Raw genomic sequence first — 12,463 nt, 5'->3', positions numbered from 1 at the left:
TAGCATCCCGCGACTCTCGAGGTTCGGAGGTCTTACCCCGTGTCCGACAACAACCGCATGAAGGATCGTGTCAAAGTGCTGCTCAATGGGACGTCAACGGACAGCCAGACCTCGGAGCACGCCCTCGTCGCCCCGACGCAGCAGGCACAGCAGGCCGCCCAGGCCCAGGCCCAGAACGGCGCCGCCCAGCCGGGTCAGCCGGCCCAGCCCGGCCAGCCCGGCCAGCACCCCAACCAGGCCCTCCAGGTCCTGACCCTGGCCCAGCGCACGGCCGAGGAGCACGTCGCCCGGGCCCACCACCAGGCCGACAAGATCCGTACGGACGCGCTGGCCGCGGCCGAGCAGATCGCCCGCGACGCGCAGGTGCACGCCCACAACGTCCGCCGCGAGGCCGAGAAGATCCTCTCGGACGCCCGCGCCGCCGCCGAGCAGATCGCCCGCGACTCGCACGCCCGCACCGAGGAGGCCCGCCGCAACGCGGAGAAGATCCTCTCCGAGGCCCGTTCGCAGTCGGAGTCGGTCGCCCAGGACGCGCAGGCCAACGCCGACCACCTCAACCAGCAGGCCCGCCAGCGCTACGACGACGTCGTGGGCAGCCTGGGCAGCAAGCGCGAGGCGCTCCAGCAGCAGATCGAGGCGCTGGAGCTGTTCGACCGTGAGTACCGCTCGCGGCTCACCACCTTCATGCAGGGCCAGCTGCGCGCCCTCTGGGTCGACCAGCCCCAGGTCACCGGCGAGCTGCCCGAGCAGGCCGAGGCCGGCCCCCGCCACGGCGCCCCCGACGACCGCGACGACGCGGTCCCGGCCCAGCGCCACAGCGAGGAGGACCAGGTCGACGAGGACGACGAGGCCCAGGCCGAGCGGTAGGTCTGACCGTTCGGGTTAGTTCTTCTCTCCCGGCCTCCGGGGTTCACTGAGAGTGTGGAGACCGGGAGGCTGCGGGTCGACTCGGGCACGGTCGAGGTGGGATCCGGCGACGGCCGGGTCGTGACCGCGCCCGTGGTGCGCGACGGACGGCTCGCCGAGCGGCTCCGCGACCTGCGCCGCGCCCGCCGGCTCGCCGGCACCGGGGTGGTGGCGCGGTCGGCCGCGCCGGTCGGCGAGGCCCTGCGCGCGGCCGGGGTGGAGCTGGCCCGGTCGTACGCGCCGGGCGAGGCCGGCGAGGCCCTGCGCGAGCTGGTCGAGCGGGGCGATCTGCTGCTCGAGGTGCGGTCCGACGAGGACCTGCCCTGGGAGGCGCTGGTCGTCCCGGGCGCCGGGCAGCCGCTCGGGCTTCATCCGAACGTGCGGATGTACCGTTCGGCGCCGGGCCGCGCCTACGCCACCGGCACAGTGCCCGGTCCGCTGAGGATCCTCGCCGCGGGCGATCTCGAGCGGTTGCTCGACGTGGTCGAGCCCAGCGCCCGCCTGCGCATCTTCGACCGGGACGGCGACGAGCCGGTGCACGTGGTCCACCTCGGCGACGAGGAGTGGCTGCCCGGCGAGAACCGCCCAGGGCTCGTCGTCGTCGCCGGCCACGGCCGGGTCGCCGAGCTGCTGACGGCCGGTGTGCCCCAGGTCCTGGCTCTGACCGGCGGTGACGCCACGCGTTTCCTCGGCCACTTCTACCAGCTGCTCACGGGCTTTCCGTCGGTGCCGGACGCGGTCGCCGGCGCACGCCGGCTCACCGGCGGCACCGAGTGGACCGCGCCCGTTCTGTACTGCCTGGGTGCACCCGCGCCGCTGCATGGAGTTACGGTGACCGATATGGACGAGCCCGAGGGGTTCGTCGGCCGCCGCGACGACCTGCGAACCCTGCTGGAGGCCGTGCGCCGGCCCGGCCACGCCGGGGTGGTGCTGCACGGCCTCGGCGGCATGGGCAAGAGCAGCCTGGCCGGCGAGCTGGTGCGCCGGCTCGGCGACGACGCCGGCCTCGTGGTGCGGGTCAGCGGCACCGACACCGGGGAGCAGATCCTCGACACGTTCGGCAAGCTGCTGGCCGGTGAGCCGTCGGCGTCCCGGACGGCGGCCGAGGACCGGCGGCGCCGCCTCGCGGCCTATCTGCGCACGCCGGACGAATTCTGGCGCGACCGGCTGGCCACGGCGTTCGCCGTGCTCGGATCGCGGCCGGTGACCCTGGTCGTCGACGACTTCGCGGTCGACGAGCGGGCGCGCCGGGCCGGGTCGCGGGCCGAGCCCGCCGACCCCGGCCTGGCCGCGTTCCTGGCCCGCTGGATCCGCGAGCCCGGGCCGCACCGGGTGCTGATCACCAGCCGCCTTCCGTTCACCCTGCCCGGCAACCTCCACAAGCGGCTCACCGAGCACCACCTCGGCCCGCTCACCGAGGCCGAGGCCCGGGTGCTGAGCTCGCGCCTGCCCGCGCTGGCCGGTCTCACGCCGGCCGAGCAGCACCGGGCCTGGGCCGGCACCGGCGGCCATCCGCGCACCCTGGAACACCTCGACGCGCTGCTGCGGCGCAGCCCGGCCGGGTTCGCCTCGGTGGCCGGCCGTCTGGAGGCGCTGCTGGCCCGGCAGGGCGTGCCCGAGCCGGGCCGCTGGGCGGACGACCTGCGCTCGGCGAACGACGACGACCGCCGGGCCGGCCTGGCCCTGGCCGAGGCGATCGCCACCACCGTCAACGACGCCGTGCTGAGCGATCTGCTCGGGCTGCTCGACGACGACTGCCGGCGGCTGCTGGTCGGCGCCGCCGTCTATCGCCGCCCGGCCGACGAGCCGGCGCTGGTGCGCCAGAGCGCGCTGCCCGGCCTGCCCGACGGCCTCGACACGCTCGCCGGGCTCGGGCTGGTCAGCGAGGTGGCCGACGAGGACGGGGTGCGGCACACCGTCCATCCGTGGACCGCGGCGTCGGTCGCCCGGCTCCATCCCGCTCAGACGGCGGCGGCGCACGGCCGCGCGGCCGATTACTACCGTCACCGCGTACGTCCGAGAGACAGCGACCCGGTCGCCGACCTGGACGACCTCATCGAGGCCCGGCAGCATCTGTTCCGGGCCGGCCGGGTGGACGAGGCGATCCGGCTCAGCTTCCTGGTCCGCGAGCGCCTGGACATGTGGTCGGCCTGGGACTGGGCCCGCGCGGTGTGCGAGGAGACCCTCGGGTGGGTCGAGCCGGGCAGCCGCGACGCCGCCGGCCTGCTGCACTACCTCGGTCTGCTGGCCCACCGGCGGGGCGAGACGGCCGAGTCCGAGCGGCTGCTGGGCCGGGCCCTGTCGGTGGCCGAGACGGCCGGCGACCGCGCCCAGCAGGCGACGATCTGCCACAAGCTGAGCCGGCTGGCCGAGGACCGCGGCGACCACGCCGCCGCCGAGCGGCGCCTGCGGCAGGCGCTGCTGCTCGACGCCGAGAACGGCAACCGGACCGGCCTGGCCGCCGGGCAGCACCGGCTGGCCCTGCTCTGCACGCTCACCAACCGCCTCAGCGAGGCCGTCGCCCTGCACTGCCAGGCGCTGGCCATCGAGATCGCGCTGGGCCTGCCCGACGCCCGTCTCGAGGTCGCCGACCTGGCCCGCCTGCGCGCCGCCCTGGGCGAGGACGACTTCCGCCGCGCGGTGACCGCCGTCCTGCCCGAGGAGTCGGTGAGCGGCCTGGCCCGCCTGCTCGACGACTTCGCCACGGCCGCCGAGGGCCGCCACAACTAATCGAGGGACTGGCGCAGGGCGGTCAGGAGCTGGTTCTTGCTGAACGGCTTCTCGACCAGGGTGACGTCGGGGTCGAGGGTGCCCTGCGAGGCGAGGACCGGGCGGGCGTACCCGGACATGAACAGCACGGCGGTGCCGGGCCGGGCCTCGGCGAAGCGCTCGGCCAGGTCCTTGCCGAGCATGTGGGGCATGACGACGTCGGTGAGCAGAACGTCGATCGGTCCCTCGTACGCCTCGGCCAGGGCCAGCGCGGCCGGGCCGTCCGAGGCGATCAGCACGTTGTGGCCGGCGCCGGCCAGGATCCGGCGCAGCACGTCACGCAGGGCGGGCTCGTCCTCGACGGCCAGGATCGTGCCGCGGCGGTAGTCGGTGGGCGGCGCGGCCGGTGGCTCGGCCTCGGCCGGCGCGGCGTCGGTGGTGGGCAGCAGGATGGTGAACGTGGTGCCCATGCCGGGCTCGGAGTAGACGTTGAGGTCGCCGCCGGCCGCCGTGACGATGCCGTAGACCGTGGCCAGGCCGAGGCCGGTGCCCTTGCCGGCCGGCTTGGTCGTGTAGAACGGCTCGAAGGCCCGCTCGATCACCTCCGGCGGCATGCCGGTGCCGGTGTCGCTGACCCGCAGCCGCACATATCGGCCGGGGCGCAGGTGGGGCCGGCCCGAGGCGTAGTCGGCGTCGACGTCCAGCACCTCGGTCTCCAGGGTCAGCTCGCCGCCGCGCGGCATCGCGTCGCGGGCGTTCACCGCCAGGTTGACCAGCACCTGGTCGAGCTGGCCGGGGTCGGCGGTCACCGACGGCAGGTCCGCCGACAGGCGCACGGACAGGGCGATGTGCTCGCCGATCGAGCGCCGCAGCATCTGCTCGATGTCGGTGACCACGTCGTTGATGTCGAGCGGCCGCGGGCGTACCACCTCGCGCCGGGCGAAGGCGAGCAGCTGGTGGGTCAGGTCGGCGCCGCGCTGGGCGGCCTTGGAGATCTGCTCGGCGTCGCCGGCGATCTCGGTGAGGCCGGCGTCGACGGCCGCCTCGGCGATGAAGGTGGCGTAGTTGGCGATCACCGCGATGAGGTTGTTGAAGTCGTGGGCCACGCCGCCGGCGAGCTGGCCCAGGCCCTCCAGCCGCTGGGCCCGCTGCAGCTGCGCCTCCATGCGGGCCCGGTCGGCCTCGGCCTGGAGCTGGCGATAGCGGTCGTCGGCGCGGATGCGGTCGGTGATGTCGCGGATCACCGCGCACCGCATCCGGCCCTCCTCGGTCGGCAGCACGCTCATCGACACCTCGACCGGCACGGTGCTGCCGTCGATGCGGTGGGCCAGGGTGGGTGTGGGCGGCGTGCCGGGCGCGAGCAGCTCGGCCGGCGACTCGTCGGCGTCCCGGGGCGGCGCCGGGTCGTCCGGCAGCGAGGGCGAGAGCAGCTGGGCCACGTCGCGGCCGATCAGCCCGTTGCGGGTCAGGCCGAACAGGAGCTCGGCCTGGGTGTTGGAGAGGGTGATGAGCCCGTTGTCGCCGACGCCCACGAACGCGTCCGGCGCGGCCTCGAGCAGGGCCTGAAGGCTCGACTCGAGCCGCTCGCGGGCGCTGGTGGCGCGGGCGATCACGGTGAAGCCGAGCAGAACGCCGTCGTCGCCGGCCAGCGGCGACATGCTGAGAGTGACCGGGACCCAGTGGCCGTCGCGGTGCCGGCGCCGGGTGCGGAAACGCTCCAGGCGGGCGCCGGCCTCGATCAGCGCGAACATCTCCCGCTGGTCGGCCCGCCGGTCGGGCGCCACCAGCAGGTCGAGGTCGCGGCCGACGATTTCGGAGGGCGGATAACCGAGCAGCGCCTCGGCGGCCGGGTTCCAGGACAGGATGGTGTAGTCGCGGCCGACCGTGTAGATCGCGTCGTGGACCGAACCCACGATGGCCCGCAGCAGGCCGACCTGCTCGGGCAACCCGGAATTATCGCGCGATACTCCCATATGACGTCTACGTTAACGATTCGGTCCTAGGCTCGCATCATGATCGCCGAGGCTCAGGCCGTGCCGGAGGTCGACATGCAGCGGCCCAGCGTGGCCCGCATGTACAACTACTTCCTCGGCGGCCGGCACAACTTCGCGGCCGATCGGGAGGCCGCGGCGGCCGCGCTGACCGTGATGCCCGAGCTGCCGGCCATCGTCCGGCTCAACCGGCGCTTCCTGCGCCGGGCCGTCGAGCGGGCCTACGAGTCCGGTGTCCGCCAGTTCCTCGACCTCGGCTGCGGCATTCCCTCGGCCGGGGACGGGCGCGAGGTGGTGCGCGAGCTCGACCCGCGCGCGCCGATCGTGGGCGTCGACGTCGAGGCGTCGGCCTATCTGCACGGGCGCTGCGTGACGGGCGACGATCCGTACGCCGGAATGGTCCTGGCCGATCTGACCGACGCCGGCGCGGTGCTCGGCGCCCCGGTGGTCCGGGACCTGATCGACTTCGGCCGCCCGGTCGGCCTGCTGCTGGTGGCGGTCGCCCACTTCATCCCGGACACCGAGCGGCTGGCCCGGGCGCTGGACGACTATCGCCGGGCGCTGGCCCCCGGCAGCGTCCTGGCCCTCACCCACGGGTCCCGCAAGGGCGCGTCCGGCCGCATCGAGCGGGTCCGGCGGATCTACAACAACACCACCGCCCCGATGGTGATGCGCGACGAGGAGGACGTCCGTGCCTTCCTCGGTGACTGGCAACTGCTGGACCCCGGCGTGACCCTGGTCGGCGAATGGATGGGGGAGCAGGGCCTGGATGAGGTGGCCCGAGGAGCCTTCGTGGTTGGGATGTCGCGCAAAATCGGTACATGACGGACTTATTGCCGCATGCTTGAAGGATGGCAAGCGTGCTTATCGCCGAGGACGACGAGGACATCGCCCTGATCCTCACCAGGCTGCTCAAACGCGCCGGGCACACCGTCAGCCACGCGCCCGACGGGATGCGGGCGCTGGAGATGGTGATCGCCGAGCATCCGGACGTGGTGCTGACCGACCTCGGCATGCCCCGGATGGACGGCATCGAGCTGACCCGGGCCATCCGCGAGCACGCCGACCTCGGCAAGACGCCGATAGTGATGCTCAGCGGCCACCTGCACCCCGGCGACAACGCCCCGATCGCCGCCGGCGCCTGCGCCGTGCTGCTCAAGCCCTGCCCCAACGACAAGCTGCGCGAGGTGATCGGCGATCTGGCCGACCTGGGCCCGCACGGCCACCACGGCGCCGACGTCGGCTGCCCCGCCCGCTGGCCGGTCTCGGCCTAGGTGGACCGCGACGCCTTCCTCGACGCGCTGCTGGAGAGCCTGACGGTCGGCGTGATCGCCTGTGACGCCGACGGCGAGGTGGTCCTGGTCAACCGGCCCGTCCGCGAGCTGATGAGCCTGGACGAGCAGACCGCCCTGCGCGAATATCCGCAGCGCGCCGACGGCGTCCTGTTCGACGCCGGCGGCAGCCCGATCACCTGGGCCGAGGCGCCGGTCCAGCGCGCGGTCCGCGGCGAGGCGGTCGACGCCGACATGATCGTGCGGATCCCCGGCCGCCGCGAACGGGTCGTCGCCGTCACCGCGCGGCCCATCTTCGGCGCCGGCGGCGGCCAGGTGGGCGCGGTCGCGATCGCCCGTGAGGTCACCGCGCTGCGCCGGGCCGAGCGCTTCCGCGACTGCCACCGGGCCGTGGAACGGGCCCTGCAGTCCTCCGGTTCGATCGTCGACGCGGCGCCGGGCGTGCTGGCCGCGCTCGGCGAGACGCTCGGCTGGCCCGCGGCCGAGCTCTGGCTGGCCGGCGAGGACGACGGGGAACTGACCTTCGGCGGCCGATGGTGCGCCCCCGGTAGCGGGCTCGAGGCGGTGCTCGGCTTCGTGCCGATGCGCGGCTCCGGCATCACCGGCCGGGTCTGGGTCACCGGCAAACCGCTCTGGGTGCCCGACATCGCCCACACGGTGAACCTGAGCAGCCCGCTCGAACGCTCCCGGGCCGCCGCCTGCCTGCGGCACGGCATCCGGTCGGTCCTGTCGGTGCCGGTCCGCGACGGCTCCACCGTGCTCGGCGTGCTCACCTGCTACGCCTCGATGCCCGAGCCGCACGAGGACCTGCTGGCCGTGCTGCTCGACGGTGTCGCGGCCCAGATCGGCGTCTACGTGGCGCTGCGCCGGGCCGAGGCGCTGGCCTGCCAGCTCACCCGGGCCAAGGACGACTTCATCGCGCTGGTCAGCCACGAGATGCGCACACCGCTGACCACCATCGTGGCCAGCTCGTCCATGCTCGCCGAGGCGACGGCCTCGCTCGACGGCGAGAGCCAGGCGATGGTCGAGGCGGTCCAGCGCAACGCCACCGCGCTGCGCGGCGTCGTCGACACCCTGCTCGACCTGGCCGGGCTCGACTCCGGGCACGTCGCCCTCACCATCGGCCCGGTCGACCTGGCCTCGGTCGTCACCACCGCCATCGCCGCCGCCACGCCGGCCGCGGCCGCCGGTGGCGTGCGCCTCGACACCGACCGCACCGCTCCGCTGCCGCTCGACGGGGACGCCCACCGGCTCCGCCAGGTGGTCGACGACCTGCTGGCCAACGCCGTCAAATACAGCCCGCGCGGCGGCGACGTGCACGTGGGACTGCGCGAGCACGGCGCCGGGATCGAGCTGACCGTGACCGACCACGGCATCGGGACCCCGGCCGGGGAACGCGACCGCGTCTTCGAACGCTTCTACCGCGCCAGCAACGTGCGCCACCAGGGCATCGCCGGCAAAGGCCTGGGACTGAGCCTGGCCCGTACGATCGTCGGCCTGCACGGGGGCACCATCAGCCTCACCGGGCATCTCCCGCACGGCACGACCGTCCACGTCCGCCTGCCCACCCGCAGACCCTAAAGGCCGGTCTGAGTGATGCCGATAGTGGCGGTATGACTGACACGCTGGCGCGACCGACCGTGCTGCTCGTGGACGACGAGTCCACCATCCTCGAGACGCTGGCCCTCCAGCTGCGCCGCGACCACACGGTCCTGGTCGCCGAGAGCGGGGCCGAGGCGCTGCGCCTGCTGGCCGAGAACGGCCCGGTCGCGGCGGTCATCAGCGATCTGCGCATGCCCGAGATGGACGGCGTCGAGCTGCTGCGCCGGATCCAGGTCGAATATCCCGACACCACCCGCGTGCTGCACACCGCGCAGAGCGACCTCAACTCGGCCATCGCCGCGATCAACGACGGTGGCGTCTACCGCTACCTCGCCAAGCCGGTCAGGACCGACGAGCTGCGCTCGACCGTGCGGGAGGCGGTGGAGCTGCACGGCCGCTCGACCGCCGACCGTCAGCTGCTCGACAAGACCCTCAAGAGCAGCCTGGAGGCGCTCTTCGGCTGTCTGGAGCTGGCCAGCCCGCTCGCCTTCGCCCGCGGCGGCCGCATCCGCACGCTGGTCGGCGAGCTCTGCCACGGCATGCAGCTCGACTCGCTGTGGGAGATCGAGGTCGCCGCGATGGCGTCGCAGCTGGGCGCGGTCACCCTGCCGCCCAGCGTGCTGGCCAAGCTCGACAAGGGCATGCCCTGCACCTCCGAGGAGCAGGTCATGATCGACCACATGCCCGAGGTCGCGGTGCAGCTGCTCAAGAACATCCCGATGCTCGAGGACGTCATCCAGATCGTCCTGGGCCTGGGCACCAGGCCGCCGCGCAACCCGAGCCCGCTGGTCGAGGCCGCGGTCGCGGTCGTGCGCACCGCCATCGACTACGAGACGCTGGAGAGCCGCGGCCTCGAGGTGGACAGCGCGATCGCCGTGCTCGAGTGCCGCGAGGACAGCGCGATGCCCGTGCTGGCCGCGCTGCGCCAGCTCAAGGGCGTCGTGCACGTGGCCGAGAAGGTCCGCGGCCTGCGCGTGGTCGATCTCGAGGTCAACATGCGGGTGGCCGAGGACATCGTCGCGGTCAACGGCCTGGTCCTGATCGGCCGCGGCATGCTCGTCACCGAGCTGCTGCTCGACCGGCTCACCAACTTCGCCCGCACCATCGAGATCGTCGAGCCGGTGCTGGCCATCCCCGGCGGCCGCCGCTTCGACGCGGACATGCTCCTGCCCGAGCCGGAGCCGCGTCCCGCCCTCGAAGTGGCCGGCTAGGAACTCTCCAGCTCGGCCGCGTACCGCTCCAGGACCTCGAAGGCGAGGGCCTGCTCGGCGGCGACGCGGCCGAGCGTCACGTCGGGGTCGCAGACGTAGCCCTCCCGGGCCGAGCTCTCGACCTCGGCCAGGATCGCGGCCAGGGTGCCGGCGCCGATGTTGGCGGCCGAGCCCTTCATCGTGTGCGCGTGATCGCGCAGGTCCGAGACCTCGCCTCCGCGCAGCAGCTCACCGAGCCGGTCCACCGCGCCGGGCGTCTTGGCCAGGAACGAGCGGATGAGCCGGCTCATCAGCGCGCGTTCCGCGTCTCCGGGGTCGCCTCCGGCGATGTCCCGCATCCGGTCCCGGACCTCGTCCTCCCGGCTTCGCTCCATGTGTTCAATCCTGCTGGCTGACGGCCGGAGGAGGTGCCCGGTCGTGAAAAGTCCTATGGTTTCGCCCACCCGCGCCGATGGTTCCGGGGTGGCCACCGACTCCCGTACGCCGATCCGCTACGTCGTCGCGGCCGTCACCGTCACCCTGCTGGGCGCGCTCTGGTTCGTGACCCGCCCCGGCCCGGACGCCGTGGCGTACGTCTTCATGCCCGCCGGCGGCACCGCCGGCATCCTCGCCGTCCTCGCCCTGCTGCGCGGGCGGCGGCTGGACCCGGTCACCCGGCGGTTCTGGCACCACATCCTGGCCGGCATGACGGTCCTCAGCGTCGGTTATCTCATCCTGGCCGTGGTCGCGTTCCGCACCTCGCCCACGCTGCCCGACATCCCGCTGCCCGCCGCCGCCCTCGCCGGCGTCGGCATGCTCACCGCCATGTGGGGCGTCATGCGGGTGCCGCTCGGCAACACCGGGCCGGGCGCCCGCCGGCGGCAGCTGATCGACCGCACCATCGCCTTCGTCGGCGTCGGCACGTTGCTCTGGACCTTCGGCCTGGCCCCGATGATCACCTCGTCGGACGGCTGGAGCGCGCAGTCGACGGCGCTGATCGGCATCTCCTTCCTGCTCGGTCTCGGCGGCATCACCAAGGTCTCCTACATCGACGGCGGCCCGGTCGACCGCAGCGCGATCCGGCTGATCGCCGCGACCGCGCTGACCGGCGTGGGCGTGGCCCTGCTGTCGCTCGGCGGCGACGAGAGCGTCCTGCTCGCCCAGGCGATCGTCATGCCGGTCACGCACATCTTCGTGGCGACCGGGGCGTACCGGCAGTCGATCTCGACCGGCGCGCCCCCGCGCCGCTCCGGCACCCTGCTGCCCTATCTGGCCCTGGCCGCGGCCGACGTGTCCCTGCTGTCCGTGCTGGGCCCCGGCAAGAGCTGGGCCGAGAGCGTGGTCGTGGTGGCCACCGTGCTGCTCACCGGCCTGGTCGCCGTACGCCAGATGATGGCGCTGCGGGAGAACGCCCGCCTGCTGCGGGCCCAGCGGGCCTCCGAGGACCGCCTGCGCCACGAGGTCACCCACGACGGGCTCACCGGGCTCGGCAACCGGGGCCTGTTCCGTACGCGGGTGGCCGGCGCCCTGGAGCAGCGGGACACCACCGTGCTCCTGGTCGACCTGGACGACTTCAAGACCGTGAACGACTCCCTCGGCCACGACGTGGGCGACCAGCTCCTGATCGCCGTGGCCGGCGCGCTGAGCGCCGCCGTCGGCCCGGACGGCCTGCCGGTCCGCCTCGCCGGCGACGAGTTCGCCGTGCTGCTGTGCCCCGGCGCGGACGGCGAGACCGTGGCCCGGCGCGTGCTCGACGAGTTCGCCAAGCCGCTGAGCGACCACCGCCTGCTGGTGCACGCCAGCATCGGCATCGCCACCGCCGGCGCCGGCGACGGCCTCGACCCGCTGCTGCGGCACGCCGACGTGGCCATGTACGCGGCCAAGCAGCGCGGCAAGGGCAACTGGGTCCGCTATCACGACGGCATGGAACAGCCGGTCCTCGCGCACGCCCAGATCGGCGGCGAGCTGCGCCGCGCCCTGGACGCCGGCGAGTTCCGCGTGCACTACCAGCCGCTGGTCGAGCTGGCCACGGGCCGCATCGTCGGCGTCGAGCCGCTCGTCCGCTGGCAGCACCCCACCCGCGGCCTGGTCCCGCCGGGCGAGTTCATCCCGGCCGCCGAGGGCACCGGACTGATCGTGCCGCTGGGCCGCCACGTGCTGCGCGAGTCGTGCCGGCAGGCCGCCGCCTGGCTGGCCGAGTTCGGCCCCGAGTGCATGCAGAAGCTCGGCCCCAACGTGTCGGTGCGCCAGCTGCACGACCCGGACTTCGTGGCCGACGTGCGGGCGGCGCTGACCGACTCCGGCCTGCCCCACGACCGGCTGGTGCTGGAGCTGACCGAGTCGGCCGTGCTGCGCGGCCCGCAGGTCTCGCGGACGCTGCGCGAGCTGCACGAGATGGGCGTACGGCTGGCGCTCGACGACTTCGGCACCGGCGAGTCGTCGCTGAGCCTGCTGCGCTCGTTCCCGGCCTCGATCATCAAGCTCGACAAGTCGTTCGTCGACGGCATCGAACTCGACGAGCTGGGAACACCGGAGGCCGAGGCCCGGCAGGCGGTGGCCCGTGCCGTCATCCAGCTGGCCGGGGCCCTGGGCCTGGACACGGTGGCCGAGGGCATCGAGAACCAGGAACAGGCCGACCGGCTCCAGCGGCTCGGCTACACGCTCGGCCAGGGCTATCACCTGGCCCGCCCGATGCCGGCCGACGCGATGACGCGCCTGCTGGCCGGCCGGGTGGAGCTGGCGGCGGCCGCGTGAGGGGGGCTTAATGTACGGC

9 protein-coding genes are annotated in these 12,463 nt (G+C 73.7%); 7 read left to right on the top strand and 2 right to left on the bottom strand.

Annotated features, from left to right (window positions below; genetic code table 11):
* Window positions 1-39: 39 nt before the first annotated feature.
* Both ACFY36_RS08430 and ACFY36_RS08425 read left to right on the top strand, forming a co-directional pair.
* Window positions 40-867 (top strand): hypothetical protein, encoded by an 828-nt coding sequence (locus ACFY36_RS08430; RefSeq protein ID WP_499745256.1) that lies wholly within the window; start codon window positions 40-42, stop codon window positions 865-867.
* A gap of 54 nt (window positions 868-921) precedes the next feature.
* The gene (locus ACFY36_RS08425) at window positions 922-3,636 is read left to right on the top strand and encodes an AAA family ATPase (protein WP_499745255.1); all 2,715 of its coding nucleotides are present in this window, start codon (window positions 922-924) and stop codon (window positions 3,634-3,636) included.
* Here the strand turns inward: ACFY36_RS08425 and ACFY36_RS08420 are convergent.
* Window positions 3,633-5,561 carry a hybrid sensor histidine kinase/response regulator gene (locus ACFY36_RS08420; protein ID WP_499745254.1) on the bottom strand — a complete coding sequence of 643 codons (1,929 nt, stop codon included), beginning with the start codon at window positions 5,559-5,561 and terminating at the stop codon, window positions 3,633-3,635. The genes ACFY36_RS08425 and ACFY36_RS08420 overlap by 4 nt on opposite strands.
* 66 nt (window positions 5,562-5,627) lie before the next feature.
* On the opposite strand from ACFY36_RS08420, the gene ACFY36_RS08415 reads away from it, so the two are divergent.
* The 4 genes from ACFY36_RS08415 to ACFY36_RS08400 are packed head-to-tail and all read left to right on the top strand — an operon-like array spanning window position 5,628 to window position 9,711.
* Window positions 5,628-6,431, top strand: coding sequence for an SAM-dependent methyltransferase (locus tag ACFY36_RS08415; protein ID WP_499745253.1), 804 nt, complete (start codon window positions 5,628-5,630; stop codon window positions 6,429-6,431).
* Window positions 6,432-6,457: 26 nt separating this feature from the next.
* The gene (locus ACFY36_RS08410; RefSeq protein WP_499745252.1) at window positions 6,458-6,880 is read left to right on the top strand and encodes a response regulator; all 423 of its coding nucleotides are present in this window, start codon (window positions 6,458-6,460) and stop codon (window positions 6,878-6,880) included.
* Window positions 6,881-8,479: a sensor histidine kinase gene (locus ACFY36_RS08405; protein WP_499745251.1), complete on the top strand. Its 1,599-nt coding sequence runs from the start codon at window positions 6,881-6,883 to the stop codon at window positions 8,477-8,479.
* A gap of 32 nt (window positions 8,480-8,511) precedes the next feature.
* Window positions 8,512-9,711: a response regulator gene (locus tag ACFY36_RS08400; RefSeq protein ID WP_499745250.1), complete on the top strand. Its 1,200-nt coding sequence runs from the start codon at window positions 8,512-8,514 to the stop codon at window positions 9,709-9,711.
* Here the strand turns inward: ACFY36_RS08400 and ACFY36_RS08395 are convergent.
* Window positions 9,708-10,085: an Hpt domain-containing protein gene (locus tag ACFY36_RS08395; RefSeq protein ID WP_499745249.1), complete on the bottom strand. Its 378-nt coding sequence runs from the start codon at window positions 10,083-10,085 to the stop codon at window positions 9,708-9,710. The two genes, ACFY36_RS08400 and ACFY36_RS08395, sit on opposite strands and share 4 nt — an antisense overlap.
* A gap of 88 nt (window positions 10,086-10,173) precedes the next feature.
* On the opposite strand from ACFY36_RS08395, the gene ACFY36_RS08390 reads away from it, so the two are divergent.
* Complete coding sequence (locus tag ACFY36_RS08390) at window positions 10,174-12,444, top strand: putative bifunctional diguanylate cyclase/phosphodiesterase (RefSeq protein ID WP_499745248.1); 2,271 nt, start codon at window positions 10,174-10,176, stop codon at window positions 12,442-12,444.
* Window positions 12,445-12,463: the final 19 nt, after the last annotated feature.

This window comes from Actinoplanes sp. NPDC000266, from assembly GCF_042899005.1.
Lineage (GTDB): Bacteria > Actinomycetota > Actinomycetes > Mycobacteriales > Micromonosporaceae > Actinoplanes.
Note: the sequence above shows the minus strand (reverse complement) of the source record. Positions and strands in the feature narration are given on the sequence as shown.

What these genes read in the sequence shown, in the direction of transcription:
- ACFY36_RS08415 (WP_499745253.1), top strand. Translation starts at nt 5,628, where the DNA reads ATGATCGCCGAGGCTCAGGCCGTGCCGGAGGTCGACATGCAGCGGCCC.
- ACFY36_RS08400 (WP_499745250.1), top strand. Translation starts at nt 8,512, where the DNA reads ATGACTGACACGCTGGCGCGACCGACCGTGCTGCTCGTGGACGACGAG.
- ACFY36_RS08410 (WP_499745252.1), top strand. Translation starts at nt 6,458, where the DNA reads ATGGCAAGCGTGCTTATCGCCGAGGACGACGAGGACATCGCCCTGATC.
- ACFY36_RS08395 (WP_499745249.1), bottom strand. Translation starts at nt 10,085, where the DNA reads ATGGAGCGAAGCCGGGAGGACGAGGTCCGGGACCGGATGCGGGACATC.